We start from the raw sequence: 14,847 nt of genomic DNA, 5'->3' as shown, positions 1-14,847 counted from the left end.
GTACTCCAAAGAGCGCAAGCGTTTCCCGCAGGAACTTTTTCTGCCCGGATTCCCCGCTCACGATAACCTGACGCCCGGGACTAAAGACTCATCGATCCCCCTCACCATCCCGACCCTTGGCCTGACGGCGGCGTCCTCATTTCTCAATCAAATCCCCATTTGAAAAGAGTGCAGATTAGTGATAAAATAAATTATATTTTGTACAGGAAAAAGCTGGAAACAACATGGACTCTTATAAAAATTCACGGAGGTATTCAAATGTTAAACATTAAGTATGACATCGTAGGCTCATTTTTAAGGCCCGAACAGATTAAGACGGCGAGAAAACAGTTTTCAGACGGTGAAATAACGCTGGCTGAACTGCGGAAGATTGAGGATGCGGCCATTTCAGAGCTGGTCGAGAAAGAGGTATCCCATGGTCTTAAGTTTGTGACCGACGGTGAATACCGACGCAGATGGTGGCACCTGGACTGGCTCAAGGAATTTGACGGTTTTACGACAAAGCATCTGGATAAGGAACGCAATGGCGTGGTAAACCATATTGAACTGGGATATATCAGCGGAAAAATTTCCTATAACCCTGAACGTGCCCATGCGGAAATCGAGGCCTATGATTTTCTTCTCAAAGAGGCCGGGAAGTACCCGGGTATTACTGCCAAGAAGTGTATTTCCGGACCGAATATGATTCTGGTGGACAACTATCTGCAGATGGGAATTAAGGAAGTTCCGTATTATGGAAGCAATATAGAGGCGCTGATTGAGGATATTGCCCTTGCATACCAGGGCGCGATTCAGGATTTGTATGCGCATGGATGCAGATACCTCCAGATTGATGATACGTCCTGGACTTATATGATTGACGAGGATTTCTTAAAGAAGGTAAATTCCCTGGGATATGAGAAAGACGAAGTCCTGGAATGGTTTAAACGCGTGTCTGTAAAAGCGCTTGAAAACAGACCGGCCGATATGGTGATTGCCACACATTTCTGTAAGGGGAATTTCAAAGGCAACCCTCTTTTCTCCGGCTTCTATGATTCCGTGGCACCGATTATCAGTCAGATTCCTTATGACGGTTTCTTTGTAGAGTATGATGACGAACGTTCCGGTTCCTTTGAGCCATGGACGGTTTTAAAGGAGACGAACGCCACGTTTGTGGCCGGCCTGATTTCTACCAAAAACCCGGTTCTGGAATGCCATGACGATATCAAGCGAAGATATCTGGAAGCAAAAGCCATTGTAGGTGACAATATCGCTCTGTCCCCGCAGTGCGGTTTTGCATCCGTGGAAGAGGGAAACTGTATCGACGAGGAAACCCAGTGGAAAAAGATTGATTTGCTTGTATCATGTAAAGATTTCTTATAGGCGGCGTAGATAAAAAAACAAAAGGCGAAAAACAACGAAAAGCACGCTTTGCGAACTTTTCATTGCCACTCAATAAAAGGTACCCTGGCGGCAAAACACAGCAGGATTGACTGTGATTACCGCCGGGGTACCTCTTTTAATGCTCCTTTAATTCTGCAGGTTCTTATATGCTTCTTCTAAAACTGCGACATCGCCGCTTTTCACAGCAGGCAGGAGCAGTTTTATTTGCTCATAGGGCAAATCCCACCATCTGAGTTCTTCCAGTTTTAATATCGCATCCTGGCCGTAACGCTTTCTGATTGGCTTTGCCGGCAGCCCTCCTACAATCGTATAGGGCTCGACATCTTTTGTAACAACGGCCCTCGTTCCGATAATCGCTCCGTCGCCGATGTGGACGCCGGACATGATCACGGCTTCGTATCCAATCCAGACGTCATTGCCGATTACAATATCACCCTTGTTGTCCCAGGATGTCCGCACCTCTGAAATGGGGGTATCCCATTCTTCAAAGAACAGAGGAAACGGATAGGTTGAAAGGGAAGCCATCGTATGATTGGCGCTCGTAAATATGAATTTGGCTCCGCAGGCAATGGAACAAAACTTTCCGATTATCAGGCGATCCTGATTAATGGGATAGTGATAGAGTACGTTATTCTTTTCAAAATCAACCGGATCATTTACAAAATCATTGTACATTGTATATGCGCCGACCGATATGCCGGGTTCATTGACAACAGCGTTTAAATAAACGGTCTGCCTGTCACCTGAGCGCGGATATATTTTCTTTGCCGGAATAGACATCATTCTTCCTCCTGAATCTGATTATTGTGTTTATGGGTGCTATTCCGGCAGTTGCAATGCATCGTTTCACCTGTGTATCACCGACCTTTTCCATATGATTCAGTTCATATTATTCTGGTATTATACCATATTTCATTCCTTTTGGATATTTGTATATTTTTGGAAATGTTTTTATACGATACACAGCCTAATTTTTGCGTTCTCTATTTCTCTTCTTTTTCCGCCCGGATATGTTCCTCTAACATTGCGCACAGCTTTGGAATCTGGGATTCAAATTCTACGGCATACCAGCGGGTGTTTTCAGCAGTGCTGGTGGCGTCAATACACGTAACTACAAAATCAGCGGCCAGGGAGAGGGCGCTTCCAAGGCTCAGGCCGCGCATCAGTCCTCCGAGAACTGTGGAGGAATATAAATCTCCGGTGCCGTGATAGCTCTGCGGGCAGTGACGGGTGAAATAGGAGAAGAACCGGCCGTCTTGATCAAGGTATACGACGCCTAATTTACCCTCCTCGAAGCTGACTCCGGTCAGGACCGCGGTTTTGCAGCCCAGCGCCAGCAGCTTCTCCAGGAGTTCATGGATATAAGCTTCGTCATAAGAGGTCCTATAAGGCATGCCGGTAAGCAGGCAGGCCTCTGTTATGTTCGGCATAATTACGTCGGCTTTTGCACAGACCTTTGCCATCTCCGCCGGAAAGCCGCTGTCAAAAGCCGGATAGAGCAGACCGTTGTCGGCCATGGCCGGATCGACCAGTACGAGGTTGCCGGGTGTGGTAAAACGGTCAAAAAAGTCACATACCTGGGCACACTGTTCGGCTGAGGCAAGATAGCCCGTGTAGATGGCGTCAAATGTAATCTTCTCCTGTTCCCACGCATCGGCGATAGGAGCGATCTGATCCGACAAATCCTTGCATGTAAATGTATGAAACATTGTATGGGTGGATAAAACCGCAGTTGGCAGTATTCCGCATTCCACGCCCATGGCCGATATAACCGGCAGGGCCACCGTGATGGAACAGCGTCCGACACAGGATATATCCTGAAGAGTTACGATTCTTTTCATTGGCTGACCTCCTGATTTTTTTATTTGATGTTCTTAAACGCACTATAACAAAAACTGGACTGATTTAGAATAACCAGAATTATAAAAAATAATCGGGTCAGTTTTTGGCTTGTCATATTTTCCCCGCCTGTACATATATTGAGGTAAAAGGAGGCGGACAGGATGGAGAGCAAAGACAGGCTGTTTCAGATTTTTTCAAAAAAACTCAGGGGAGTGCTGGGAACGCTTAATGTGGAGCCGGAGGGTATAGAGGAAATCCGCATGCGGATCGGCGCTCCGCTTTTTATCATTTACAGGAACAAAGAGTATACGGTGGATGAGGAGGGAAAGCTTGGCGGGCTTTCCGGGGGCTTGGGAAAAGAGGAGGGGAAAGGCTGCTTTTGCGTGTCTAAGGAAGATGTGGAAGAGACGCTCCAATGTGCGGTCCGCTATTCCCTGTATGCGTATGAGGAGGAGTTGAAACAGGGATTTATCACGGTATCCGGGGGCCACAGAATTGGGGTGGCGGGCCGGGTGATCCTGGAAAAAGGCAGCGTGAAAACCATACAGCCGGTCACGTTCCTGAATATCCGTTTTTCACATCAGGTCAAGGGGTGTGCGGACCGGGTGCTTTCGTATTTGTATGACCGGGCGAACGGAGATTTTTTACATACCCTGCTCATCTCACCTCCCAGATGTGGGAAAACGACACTGCTGCGCGATATCGTCCGCCAGGTTTCCAATGGGAAAAACGGTAAGACGGTGGGAGTGGTTGACGAGCGGTCGGAGATTGGAGCTTGTTTTCAGGGTATTCCCCAGAACGATGTGGGACAGCGCACGGATATCCTGGACTGCTGTCCGAAGGCGGCGGGGATGATGATGTTAATCCGGTCTATGGCTCCCGATGTGGTGGCGGTGGACGAGATTGGAGGAGAGCAGGACCTGGAGGCCATGCGTTATGTGATGAACTGCGGCTGCCGGATTCTTGCCACAATCCATGGAACATCGATGGAGGATATCAGGAAAAAGCCGGGGCTCAGCCGGTTTATCGAGGAGTCGGTCTTTGACCGGTATGTAATTCTGGGTAACCGAAACGGGCCGGGAACAATCCGGGAAATCTGTGATGGAAACGGGAGGAATCTTTTATGTGGATGAAAACGGCAGGGCTGATACTGGTAATAGCTTCCTGTACGGGAATCGGAGCCGAGGCGGTGCACAGGCTGAGGGAGCGGTTAAGGCTTTTAGAGACATTGCGGCGGATGGCCTCCCACATGAAGGGGGAAATCCTGTATGCCAATGTCCCGCTGGCCGAGGCATTGTTCAGAACGGGAAAACGCAATCCGGGACCGGCGGGAAAGATGTTTATCGAGGTGGCGGAAACGCTGGAACAGGAGTCGGGCGAGAGCTTTGAGACGGTCTGGAAAGAGAGGGCCGGGAGATTTGCCGCCGAAAGTGCATTAAATAAGAAGGAACAGGAGCAGCTCCTGCGGTTTGGCGAGAGCTTGGGATATCTGGACCGCGACATGCAGGAAAAGGCAATTCTATTTTATCTGGAGGATTTGGAGCATTCCATAGAGAAGTTACGGAAGGAAGAACCGGAAAAGAGCCGGCTGTTCTTTGGAATGGGAATCTTATCCGGTTTGTTTCTTGTCGTAATACTAATTTGATAGGGTATAAGATGGAAAGCTGAGAGTGCGGGAACGGCACGAGTTAATAGATGCAGGAGGATTTTTCATATGGGGGTAAGTTTGATTTTCAGGATTGCGGCAGTGGGAATTCTGGTGTCGGTCATCTGCCAGATACTCAAACACAGCGGCAGGGAAGAGCAGGCCTTTCTCACCAGCCTGGCGGGACTGGTGCTGGTGTTGTTCTGGATGATACCGTACATATACCAGCTTTTTGAGACGATGAAAGAGCTGTTTGCATTGTAACAGAGGGTCAGGAAGGAGGCGGGTTCATGTCTATCATTACGGCGTCCGTGCTGGGACTTGCCGCCGTGCTTCTGGCGGTACAGTTTAAAAGCAAGGGCGGAGAGTATGGTACTTATCTGATTATGGCTGCCGGATTAATCCTGTTTTTCTATGGGACAGGCAAGATGAAGATTATCATCGATACGGCTCACCAGATTCAGAGTTATATCAATATTAACAGCGTATATCTGACCACACTTCTTAAAATGGCGGGAATTACATATATTGCCGAATTTGCCTCCGGGATCTGTAAAGACGCCGGGTACGGCGCCATCGGGACGCAGATTGAAATATTCGCAAAACTGTCCATTCTGGCCGTCAGTATGCCGGTGCTGCTGGCGCTTCTGGAGACACTTCAGGGTTTTTTGGCCTGAGGCGGCGGAATGAAAAGGGAAGGCTGGTGGATGTGCTTCATATGAGAGACGGGATAAGAATGCGGTCATTAAAACGTATCATGAAACAGTTGAAAATTCAGTTAAAAGAAGCGGTGAGAACGGGAAAACGCAGCGCCGTTCTGTTCCTGCTCGCCGCCGCAATGGTATTTCCGGGATTCTGTTTTCGGGCCGAGGCGGCGGAAACGCCGGGGCAGAAAAACGGCGGAGGATATGAGGCGGGCGGCGGCTATGGAACGGGCGGAGGCTATGAGGCAGACGGCGGCTATGGGACGGGAGATGGCTATGAAGCAAGCGGCGGTTACGAAGCGGAGACCGGGAATCTTCTGGATGATTTTGATTTAGCTAAGATAGAAAACTTTATGAGTGAGGAGAGCGGAAACGGGACGTTTTCTTTCACATTTAAAGAATTGATTTTGGAGCTGATGAAGGGAAACTTTTCCGGAGTTTTTCACGAGTGTCTGCTTTCGCTGCGGGACAGCCTCTTTGGGGAGATCGCTAAAAACGGTAAGTGGATGGGACAGGTCCTGATCCTGGGACTGACCGGGGCGATATTTGCCAATTTTTCAAGTATCTTTTCCAACAGCCAGATTGCGGAGACAGGATTTTATGTAACCTATCTTCTGATGTTTACATTCTTAGCATCCAGTTTCCTGACCGGGATTGCCATCACTAAGGAAATTCTGTCCCATATCATTGAGTTTATGCGGGCCCTGGTCCCAACCTATTTCCTGGCGGTTTCCTTTTCGGGAGGGAGTCTGACTTCGGCAGCAGGCTATGGATGGATGCTCTTTTCCATCAGCGCTGTAGAATGGCTGGTTTTAAGGCTCCTGCTTCCGGTCCTGCGGATTTATATTCTTTTTGTTCTGGCGGGGCATATGGTGAAAGAGGACATCTTCTCCAGAATGACCGAACTGCTGGACAGTTCCATCCGCTGGGGACTCAAAACCATGACGGGAGTGATACTGGGGTTTCATTTACTGCAGAATCTGGTTACCCCTTATGCCGATTCACTCAAAAATACGTCGCTTCAGCGTTTTGTCAGCGTCATACCGGGGCTGGGGCAGGGGGCGGCGGCAGTCTCCCAGATGGTGATGGGAGCCGGAGTGCTGATCAAAAACAGCATCGGAGCCGGGGCGGTTATCATTCTCATCCTGATATCCGTCATTCCGTTATTAAAGCTTGTGATTCTCTGCCTGTTTTATCAGGGGGCCGCAGCGCTTTTGCAGCCGGTCTGTGATAAGAGGATGGTGGCATGCATCAGCGAGGTGGGAAACGGCTGCCGCCTTCTTCTTTCCATGGCGGCGACGGCGCTTCTGCTTTTCAGTGTCTCGCTGGCAATCGTGTGTACGGCTGCCAACGCTACCTACTTTGCGGGATAGGGAGGGAGAGAATGGACGGAATTTATGACTGGGTCAGGAATATTGTATATTATCTGATTTTCATGACCATCATTACAAATCTTCTTCCGGCAGGAAAATATGAAAAGTATCTCAGGCTCTTTGCGGGCTGCATCCTGATTCTTCTGGTGCTGAAGCCGCTGACCGGGAGCCTCAGGCTGGAGGAAAAAATCAATGCAATTTTCCGCTCTGTTTCCTTTGAAAATGAGGCCGGGGAACTTAAGGGAGAATTGGATGGGATGGAGCAGAAGAGGCTTGACCACCTGATCGGCCGGTATGAAACATCGGCTGAGGAGGAGTTAATCCGTATGGCCGGAGAAGAAGGGATTGAGGCGGTTGCCGCTTCTGTCGTAATAGAGGGAGACAGTAGAAATCCTGATTTTGGAAAGGTAAAAAAGATTGCCCTGAGATTAAAAAAGATGGAGGAGACGTCGGAGGCACGGGAAAATGCGGATGGCGGGCAGACGGAGACGAGGGCGGCCAAAGAGGATCGAATTACCCTGGAAAAGGTTGAGAAAGTATCGGTCAGGCTGGACGGCTCCGGACAGGGCGAGAATGAAGAATCCTTGCAGGACAGCCGGAGCGGAGACCAGGAACAGGAGAAAAGCGATGTCGAAGCTGCGGGAAAAGTAATTGCCGGGGACGGACAGACAGCGCAGGAAAATGAAACGATCAGGCAGTTCAGGCGGACGATAGCCGGGTATTATCAGATGGAGGAAGAAAATGTGGAAATCGGGCTGGAAGATTAACAAAGACTGGGTGAAGGGAAAAGAAAAATGGATGCTTCTGCTGGTGTGCGGACTGATTCTGCTGATTCTGTCATTTCCGGTGGGGCCAAAAAAGGAAAAGGGAGAGGAGGCCGGTTCCCCGGTTGTCCAGGGGCAATTGATGCCGGAGAATGGGGAGGAGAACTCCGATACACAGACCGCAGCCGGGAAAATATCGGGTACGGTGGAGGACGATGAACGGAAATATGAAAAAGAGATGGAACAGCGGGTTAAGGACATCCTGAAAAACGTGGACGGAGTGGGGGAGGTGGATGTAATGCTCACCCTCAAATCCTCAAAAGAAAAGGTCCTCCATGTGGACCGTGACAAAAGCCGTTCTGCGACGGAAGAGAAGGACAGTGCCGGGGGGACGAGAAAATCACAGACCGAGGAGATAAAAGAGACGGCTCTGACCGCAGGAGCGACAGGTTCCCAGGAGCCGGTGATCGAGAAAGAACTGCAGCCGCAGATAGAAGGAATCATCATCAGCGCCCAGGGCGGCGGAAGTGCTCAGGTAAAAGCGGAAATTTCCGAGGCGATGGAAGCTTTATTCGGACTGCCTGCACATAAGATAAAGGTGTTAAAGCGGGTGGGATAAATATAAGGTTAGGTCGGCAAAAACTGCAACAACAGCAGTTTTGCCGACCGCTTTTTTATATTATAGGAAGCTGGTATGCGGGCTGTGTCCATTTTCGGATGATGGAACTTAGTTTTTCCGCACTGATTGGTTTCGAAATATGCTCGTTGATACCGGCCCTTTGTGATTCAATTACATCCTCTAAAAATGCGTTGGCGGTAAGTGCCAGAATCGGGACTGTCTGTGCGTCGGAACGGCCGAGTGAGCGGATTTTCTGTGAGGCTTCATATCCGTTCATGACCGGCATTTGAATATCCATTAATATCGCGTCGTAATGGCCTGAAGACGATAACGAGAACTTGTCAACCGCTTCTCTGCCGTTTACCGCCGTATCTACATCCGCGCCTGCTGTTGAAAGTATTTCCCATGCAATCTCCCGGTTAAGTTCGTTGTCCTCGACCAGAAGAACCCGGAGTCCGGCCAGATTGGCACTGGATTCAGAATCCTTTGACGTGGTCTTTACACAATCCATTCCGTCGATCAGGGTGCGGAATACCTGAACCATCTTTGATTTGAACAGCGGTTTAGAGATAAAGGCATTTACACCCGCATTAGTTAAATCTTCCTCCACCTCGGAATAGTCATAGGCAGAAATAATGATAATTGGTATATCGGGTCCCACCTGGGCACGGATCGCTTTTGCTGTATCGAGGCCGTTCATCACCGGCATTTTCCAATCCAGAATTACGGCAAAATAATCTTCTGCCTGTACATGTGCCCTGACTACCTCTTCAACTGCTTTGGCGCCCGTGAGCACCCAATTTCCCAGCATGCCGATTTCCTTTAGTAAAAGACAGGCGCCTTCACAGACATCCTGATCATCATCAACCACCAGAACGGGAAGATCCATAAGTTCCTTCGTATCCCCCTCAACGGGATCCTGCAGGCGTAAAGGTACATTTATGGTAAAACAGGTGCCTTTCCCCAACTCGCTTTCCACCTGAATAGCGCCGTTCATCATATGTATGACATTCTGGCTGATGGCCATGCCGAGGCCGGTTCCCTGTATTTTATTAATCCTGGAATCCTGGGCTCTGGAAAAGGCATCAAATATATGCGGCAAAAACTCTTCCGACATGCCGATTCCATTATCACGGAAGACAAATTGGAACAGGCTGAAACCTGCCATATGGTGTTCTTTTTCAATGAGTTCCAATTCAATCAGCCCTTCATCTGGAGTATACTTAATGGAGTTGGAAAGGAAATTAACAAACACCTGCTGTAAGTGCTCCATATCTCCGATTAACCGTTCATTACGGACTTTTCCGATATTAACCTTGATTTTATGGCGCTTCTCGCGCAGCAGCGGCTGACAGATTTCCAAAACGTTCTGGAGCAGTTCCGACAGGCTAAATTTGTCTTCCGACAGGTTTACCTGTCCACTCTCTATTCTGGACATGTCGAGCACCTCGTTAATTAATCCCAGGAGATGCCTGCTGGAATGGCCGATTTTTTTGAGACAGTCCAGCACCTTGTCCGGATTGCCGATATTTCCTGCGGCTATGGCGGTCATGCCGATAATCGCGTTCATTGGAGTCCGTATATCATGTGACATATTTGAAAGAAAAGCGGTCTTTGCGGTATTGGCGATCTGGGCCGCGTGATACGCATCCTCAAGCGCGGCGGCCTGGAGCTTCTGCTCCTTTTTGATTTCAGTAATATCAATTCCCACACTATAGAAAGAAGGAATACCGTCTTCGCTTGCATCCCCGTTCTCATAACTGAAGGTGGTGGTCAGTGTCCGCACATCGCCGTTGCGGGTGATGACTTTCATCTCTGTAATGATGATCTTTTCGGTCCCCTTCAGTTCCTCCATGATGCCCGTAACCTTGCTCAAATCATCTGGATGTACATAAGAGCACTGGCTGTGAAGCTCCTGTTCAAACTGTTCTTTCGTATAGCCGATCATGGGGAGAAAATTGGCTCCATACCAGAGAATGGTTCTGGCATCCCTGGCATCCACCCTTGCGATGCCGCCCGGCAGACTTTTCAGCACGGATTCACGTTCCTTTTCCTTGCTTTCTATTTTATTGCGGTATTCTGTGATATCGGTCGCAAATTCGATTCGTGCATCGCTTCCCTCCCAGAGCAATTTACGGTCTTTGAGGAGAAGCGTTTTCTGCAGATGAGGATTATAAAATTCCCATTCATAAAAGCTACCCTCTTCCAGATACGGATTCGTACAGAAAGGACATGGCTCTGTACGGCCCTGGAGGACTTCGTAGCAGGTCTTTCTTTTACTCAGCAGCTCCTCGTTTGTGACACCGAATGCCCTGCATCCCTCGCGGTTCATATATTTAAGTTCATAGGTGTGTAAATCACTTACGTAAACAATCCCGTCATACTCATCTAACATCCAGTTTAAATCCATTGGTTATCCCCCGCCCGTCTGACAATATACTTTGCAGATTCATTGTAGGTGATACCATGGGAAAAGTCAATTGAATCAGCCGTCCGTCTGAGTAGGACACCGGCTAATAAAGTAAGACATGATGAAAGATACACAAAATGTAGACAAAATGCTCCGGACAGGCATAAAACAGCATCGCCGTCATAAAATAAAAGTATTAAAGCGGGTGGAATAAAGGAGCATAATATTATGAAGATGAAAAGAATCTTTAGGAGAAACCAGATAATCATTACCACACTTGCCATTATGATCGCAGCAGCAGGATATTTAAACTACTCGGGCAAGAAGGAAGTGGCGGGCGGAGACGTCTACGAGGCCGGAGTTACAGAGATTTCTGATGAGGATATATTGGCAGAAAACCAGGCTGTTTCAGGCGGAGCCGCCGGCCAGACTGCGGAAAATGTCTCATCGGGTAATGCGACGGGCGAAGATGGCCAGTACCAGGAGATAGCAAGCCTTGATGATCCGGACGAGGGCGGCAGCGCTCTGACTGGTTCCGACCAGGCAGACGGAAGTTCTTCTATAGATAACCCGGGCGAAGCAGTTCTGACCGGCGGAACAAGCGTAACAGACTACATAGCCAACGTACAGTTAAACAGAGAACAGGTTCGTGCCAAGAGCAAAGAAACATTGATGAGTATCATCAACAATGAGAGCGTAGATGCAGCTTCTAAAGAAGCGGCGACCCAGAGCCTGATGGCCCTGTCGGCTATCGCAGAAAAAGAGAACGCCGCAGAAACCCTTCTGATGGCAAAAGGCTTTGCCGATCCGGTAGTCAGTATCACAGACGGAAAAGTTGACGTTGTTGTAAATGCAACCAGCATCACGGATCCCCAGCGTGCCCAGATTGAGGACATCGTAAAGAGAAAAACGGAAACAGGCGCCGAAAATATCGTTATTACGCTGATGAATCTTCAGGAATAAAACACCTGCCGCCTGAGGCTGAAGACGCTAAGATCACCGCCATTACCATGCTCCGGCCGCAGGCCGGGGCATTCAGCATGTCGACAAAGCCGCCACTCTGTAGAATTCATGACATCCGCCATCCCGCAGAGGCGTCCCCGCACCTCAACTAAAAAATCGGCCTATTGCATAATTTACACCAATAAGGGGAAAACTCCTTTGCAAACCACAGCCTTTTTGTTATAATGGGAATATCACGAGGATACAGGAGGTAACAAAGGTGTCGAAAGAGATTGCAGATAGAAATACACATATATTATACGAAAAAGACAAAATCGGTGAAGTGCAGATTGCGGACGAGGTTGTTGCAATCATCGCCGGACTGGCAGCGACAGAGGTGGAGGGCGTGGATTCCATGGCCGGCAACATCACCAATGAGCTGGTGGGAAAGCTCGGCATGAAGAACCTGAGCAAGGGAGTCAAGGTTACGGTGACGGAGGAGCATGTAAGTGTTGATCTGTCCCTTAATATGAAATATGGCTACAGCATCCCCGATGTCAGTGAAAAAGTGCAGGACAAAGTAAAGACTGCAATAGAGAATATGACAGGCCTTATGGTCCTGGAAGTGAACATTAAAATTGCAGGCGTTAATATGGACGAGAATAAGTAGGCGGCGCCTGTTTGCACCAGCAGTAAAGACTCTGTAAAGAATGCCGGATTCTCAGATAATTCTTCTTTTTATTCTTGACGGCTGTGGAAACATGTGGTAAGATGAAGCCGTTAAAAGGGAGTAGTTGCAACATGTAATCAACATACCCTGGGCCGGGTTTACAGGTCCATGGTTACATGCCTGTATGAAATGTAGAGGAACAAGACTTTTAGCATATGAAAATATGCTGAAAGTCTTTTTTTATGTCATAGGAAAATGCTCCTATGATATAAAAAGCCCTCCGGGCAGGATGCGCACTCGCGCGAAGATGTAATATGCCGCTATGCGGCCGCGCTCGGCGCGAGAATGCACATGCCGCGCAGAGGTAAATGCGCTCTTACATAAGAAATATTCATAAAAGGTATGTTTTCCGGATTCTGTGTGAAGAATCTAAGTGGTTGACGGGAACTCCGCGGGTCCCCGAAAATCGCAGACCAGACCGGGTGTTGAACTTGCAGACAACTGCTCAACAGTTAAGGAAAAGAACGCTGAGAAAGCAAATTTAAGGAGGAAAGTTCATGGATTTTTTACTGGAAGGTATTATGGCGATAACGCCCCAACAGCTTGTAATGTATGTTGTAGGAATTCTGCTTATCTGGTTGGCCGTGAAAAAAGAGTATGAGCCGGCGCTGCTCTTGCCGATGGGCTTCGGCGCTATATTAGTAAACTTGCCGTTATCCGGTGTCATCGACCAGATTATGCCTGGTATCGGAGAGACACACGGTGTTATACAGTGGCTGTTCCAGACGACGATTGAGGCGTCTGAGGCGCTTCCGATTCTCTTATTCATTGGTATCGGAGCCATGATTGATTTTGGCCCGCTTCTGTCACAGCCAATTATGTTTTTATTCGGTGCGGCAGCACAGTTTGGTATTTTCTTTGCTATCTGTGTAGCAACACTGATGGGATTTGATTTAAAAGACGCTGCTTCCATCGGTATCATCGGTGCTGCAGACGGCCCGACCTCGATTCTTGTATCACAGATTATGCGTTCCGACTATGTCGGCGCCATTGCGGTTGCGGCGTATTCCTACATGGCTCTTGTGCCGATTATCCAGCCGTTTGCCATCAGGCTTGTAACAACGAAAAAAGAACGTCAGATTCATATGGCATACAGCCCGAAAGCAGTTTCCAAAACGACGAAAATTGCTTTCCCAATTATCGTAACAATCATTGTAGGCCTTATTTCACCGGCATCCGTTGCCCTGGTCGGCTTCCTGATGTTCGGTAACTTAATCAGGGAATGTGGTGTTTTACAGTCACTTTCCGACACTGCACAGAATGAACTCGCCAACCTTATCACGCTGCTTTTAGGTATTACAATCTCCTTCAGTATGAGGGCGGATGCCTTTGTCCGTACGGACACACTGTTAATTATGGGTATCGGTCTCGTTGCATTCGTATTCGACTCCATCGGCGGCGTGCTTTTTGCTAAATTTATCAACCTTTTCCTGAAAACCAAGATCAACCCGATGATCGGTGCGGCCGGAATTTCCGCGTTCCCGATGTCGGCCAGAGTGGTTCAGAAAATGGCCTCAGAGGAAGAGAAGGGCAACATTATCCTGATGCACGCCGTTGGCGCCAACGTATCCGGACAGATTGCTTCTGTTATTGCGGGCGGACTTGTCATCAAGCTTGTCAGCCAGTATCTGTAATCAGCCAAAGCATGAAATATGCAGAAATGAGGAGGTTCATTTATGTGGAATAATTTATTAATTTCTCTGGAAATCATGGGAAAAGGAATGGGCGGAATTTTCATTGTCGTCCTGATCATCACCCTGGTAGTTATACTCCTGGGCAAATTGAAATAACAATACCACGGCGCGTTCTGCGCTGGTCATATAAGTAATGAAAGAAGGAGTGCTTTTCGCTTCGGCCGGTATCGTGCGGCTGAAGCAAAAAGCACTCCTTCTTTTATTGGTGGCAATGAAAAGTTCGCGATGCGTGCTTTTCGTTGTTGCGTATTTATTTTTTTACATCGTAAGGTTTTACTTCCACTTCTTTTTTATCAAAATCAATGAAAATCTGGTAGGCATACTGGTCATCGCTGGTATCCCATACTTCCACGTATTTCGGTGATACTTCGATTAGAATCTCCGTATCCTCATGGCTGTAGGCATTGTAACTGTTCCAGAGGAATTCTTTATAGCCCTTCTCAAAACGTCTTCCCGGCTCATCTACGACAAGCCCCTTGTTTTCGGCGATTCCCTCCACCTGGATTCCGCTCCAGCACAGGGCCACCTGGGGATTCTCAAAAAGCTGTTTTGTTTTTCTGAAATTTTTGTCTGTTTTAAAATAAATCTTGTCGTCATAAAAAAGGCAGCTTACATTTCTCACCATAACATAATCATTGACACTGGAGGCCAGAGCCATAATCTTCCAGTCGCCGAGCTGATGGAACATGATTTCTACCGCTTCCTCAAAGCTTAAATGTTTTTCTTTGCTGAATTTCATTG

General features: G+C 48.2%; 16 protein-coding genes. 12 read left to right on the top strand and 4 right to left on the bottom strand.

Annotated features, from left to right (window positions below; translation table 11 throughout):
* The first annotated feature begins 258 nt into the window (after positions 1-258).
* Positions 259-1,362: a 5-methyltetrahydropteroyltriglutamate--homocysteine S-methyltransferase gene (locus QZT18_RS16630; protein WP_294149510.1), complete on the top strand. Its 1,104-nt coding sequence runs from the start codon at positions 259-261 to the stop codon at positions 1,360-1,362.
* A gap of 147 nt (positions 1,363-1,509) precedes the next feature.
* Here QZT18_RS16630 and QZT18_RS16625 read toward each other — a convergent pair whose 3' ends face one another.
* Together QZT18_RS16625 and QZT18_RS16620 are read right to left on the bottom strand one after the other, a co-directional pair.
* On the bottom strand, positions 1,510-2,163 hold the full coding sequence (locus QZT18_RS16625) for a CatB-related O-acetyltransferase (protein WP_294149514.1): 654 nt from the start codon (positions 2,161-2,163) through the stop codon (positions 1,510-1,512).
* A gap of 203 nt (positions 2,164-2,366) precedes the next feature.
* On the bottom strand, positions 2,367-3,224 hold the full coding sequence (locus QZT18_RS16620; protein ID WP_294149504.1) for a pyridoxamine kinase: 858 nt from the start codon (positions 3,222-3,224) through the stop codon (positions 2,367-2,369).
* Positions 3,225-3,386: 162 nt separating this feature from the next.
* On the opposite strand from QZT18_RS16620, the gene spoIIIAA reads away from it, so the two are divergent.
* The 7 genes from spoIIIAA (at position 3,387) to QZT18_RS16585 (ending at position 8,330) form a co-directional block, all read left to right on the top strand.
* Positions 3,387-4,358, top strand: coding sequence for a stage III sporulation protein AA (gene spoIIIAA, locus QZT18_RS16615; RefSeq protein ID WP_294149502.1), 972 nt, complete (start codon positions 3,387-3,389; stop codon positions 4,356-4,358).
* A complete protein-coding gene (locus QZT18_RS16610; protein WP_294149500.1) occupies positions 4,349-4,870 on the top strand; it encodes a stage III sporulation protein AB in 522 nt (173 codons plus the stop codon). Before spoIIIAA ends, QZT18_RS16610 begins: the two co-directional genes overlap by 10 nt.
* A 69-nt stretch (positions 4,871-4,939) precedes the next feature.
* Entirely contained in the window at positions 4,940-5,134 is a 195-nt protein-coding gene (spoIIIAC, locus tag QZT18_RS16605) for a stage III sporulation protein AC (RefSeq protein ID WP_003501123.1), read from the top strand.
* Between the two features lie 26 nt (positions 5,135-5,160).
* On the top strand, positions 5,161-5,547 hold the full coding sequence (locus QZT18_RS16600) for a SpoIIIAC/SpoIIIAD family protein (RefSeq protein ID WP_294149479.1): 387 nt from the start codon (positions 5,161-5,163) through the stop codon (positions 5,545-5,547).
* Positions 5,548-5,606: 59 nt separating this feature from the next.
* A complete protein-coding gene (locus tag QZT18_RS16595; protein ID WP_294149477.1) occupies positions 5,607-6,947 on the top strand; it encodes a stage III sporulation protein AE in 1,341 nt (446 codons plus the stop codon).
* A gap of 11 nt (positions 6,948-6,958) precedes the next feature.
* On the top strand, positions 6,959-7,714 hold the full coding sequence (locus QZT18_RS16590; RefSeq protein WP_294149475.1) for a stage III sporulation protein AF: 756 nt from the start codon (positions 6,959-6,961) through the stop codon (positions 7,712-7,714).
* Positions 7,689-8,330: a stage III sporulation protein AG gene (locus tag QZT18_RS16585; protein ID WP_294149473.1), complete on the top strand. Its 642-nt coding sequence runs from the start codon at positions 7,689-7,691 to the stop codon at positions 8,328-8,330. Before QZT18_RS16590 ends, QZT18_RS16585 begins: the two co-directional genes overlap by 26 nt.
* 55 nt (positions 8,331-8,385) lie before the next feature.
* Here the strand turns inward: QZT18_RS16585 and QZT18_RS16580 are convergent, their stop codons facing one another.
* Complete coding sequence (locus tag QZT18_RS16580; RefSeq protein WP_294149471.1) at positions 8,386-10,740, bottom strand: response regulator; 2,355 nt, start codon at positions 10,738-10,740, stop codon at positions 8,386-8,388.
* A gap of 228 nt (positions 10,741-10,968) precedes the next feature.
* On the opposite strand from QZT18_RS16580, the gene QZT18_RS16575 reads away from it, so the two are divergent.
* The 4 genes from QZT18_RS16575 to QZT18_RS16560 all read left to right on the top strand — a co-directional run bounded on the left by QZT18_RS16575 (position 10,969) and on the right by QZT18_RS16560 (position 14,202).
* Entirely contained in the window at positions 10,969-11,703 is a 735-nt protein-coding gene (locus QZT18_RS16575; protein ID WP_294149469.1) for a SpoIIIAH-like family protein, read from the top strand.
* A gap of 259 nt (positions 11,704-11,962) precedes the next feature.
* Entirely contained in the window at positions 11,963-12,352 is a 390-nt protein-coding gene (locus tag QZT18_RS16570; RefSeq protein WP_125144351.1) for an Asp23/Gls24 family envelope stress response protein, read from the top strand.
* A gap of 557 nt (positions 12,353-12,909) precedes the next feature.
* Positions 12,910-14,046 (top strand): sodium ion-translocating decarboxylase subunit beta, encoded by a 1,137-nt coding sequence (locus QZT18_RS16565; RefSeq protein WP_294149465.1) that lies wholly within the window; start codon positions 12,910-12,912, stop codon positions 14,044-14,046.
* Positions 14,047-14,088: 42 nt separating this feature from the next.
* A complete protein-coding gene (locus tag QZT18_RS16560; RefSeq protein WP_294149463.1) occupies positions 14,089-14,202 on the top strand; it encodes an OadG-related small transporter subunit in 114 nt (37 codons plus the stop codon).
* Between the two features lie 154 nt (positions 14,203-14,356).
* Here QZT18_RS16560 and QZT18_RS16555 read toward each other — a convergent pair whose 3' ends face one another.
* Entirely contained in the window at positions 14,357-14,845 is a 489-nt protein-coding gene (locus tag QZT18_RS16555; RefSeq protein ID WP_294149461.1) for a pyridoxamine 5'-phosphate oxidase family protein, read from the bottom strand.
* Positions 14,846-14,847 lie beyond the last annotated feature (2 nt).

It is taken from the genome of uncultured Clostridium sp. (genome assembly GCF_900547735.1).
GTDB lineage: Bacteria > Bacillota > Clostridia > Lachnospirales > Lachnospiraceae > Otoolea.
This window is presented reverse-complemented; position numbering and strand designations above follow the sequence as displayed.

Excerpts from the sequence above, each read along its gene's own strand:
- QZT18_RS16630 (WP_294149510.1), top strand. The coding sequence starts at position 259 with ATGTTAAACATTAAGTATGACATCGTAGGCTCATTTTTAAGGCCCGAA.
- QZT18_RS16625 (WP_294149514.1), bottom strand. The coding sequence starts at position 2,163 with ATGTCTATTCCGGCAAAGAAAATATATCCGCGCTCAGGTGACAGGCAG.
- QZT18_RS16620 (WP_294149504.1), bottom strand. The coding sequence starts at position 3,224 with ATGAAAAGAATCGTAACTCTTCAGGATATATCCTGTGTCGGACGCTGT.
- spoIIIAA (WP_294149502.1), top strand. The coding sequence starts at position 3,387 with ATGGAGAGCAAAGACAGGCTGTTTCAGATTTTTTCAAAAAAACTCAGG.
- QZT18_RS16610 (WP_294149500.1), top strand. The coding sequence starts at position 4,349 with ATGTGGATGAAAACGGCAGGGCTGATACTGGTAATAGCTTCCTGTACG.
- spoIIIAC (WP_003501123.1), top strand. The coding sequence starts at position 4,940 with ATGGGGGTAAGTTTGATTTTCAGGATTGCGGCAGTGGGAATTCTGGTG.
- QZT18_RS16600 (WP_294149479.1), top strand. The coding sequence starts at position 5,161 with ATGTCTATCATTACGGCGTCCGTGCTGGGACTTGCCGCCGTGCTTCTG.
- QZT18_RS16595 (WP_294149477.1), top strand. The coding sequence starts at position 5,607 with ATGCGGTCATTAAAACGTATCATGAAACAGTTGAAAATTCAGTTAAAA.
- QZT18_RS16590 (WP_294149475.1), top strand. The coding sequence starts at position 6,959 with ATGGACGGAATTTATGACTGGGTCAGGAATATTGTATATTATCTGATT.
- QZT18_RS16585 (WP_294149473.1), top strand. The coding sequence starts at position 7,689 with ATGTGGAAATCGGGCTGGAAGATTAACAAAGACTGGGTGAAGGGAAAA.
- QZT18_RS16580 (WP_294149471.1), bottom strand. The coding sequence starts at position 10,740 with ATGGATTTAAACTGGATGTTAGATGAGTATGACGGGATTGTTTACGTA.
- QZT18_RS16575 (WP_294149469.1), top strand. The coding sequence starts at position 10,969 with ATGAAGATGAAAAGAATCTTTAGGAGAAACCAGATAATCATTACCACA.
- QZT18_RS16565 (WP_294149465.1), top strand. The coding sequence starts at position 12,910 with ATGGATTTTTTACTGGAAGGTATTATGGCGATAACGCCCCAACAGCTT.
- QZT18_RS16560 (WP_294149463.1), top strand. The coding sequence starts at position 14,089 with ATGTGGAATAATTTATTAATTTCTCTGGAAATCATGGGAAAAGGAATG.
- QZT18_RS16555 (WP_294149461.1), bottom strand. The coding sequence starts at position 14,845 with ATGAAATTCAGCAAAGAAAAACATTTAAGCTTTGAGGAAGCGGTAGAA.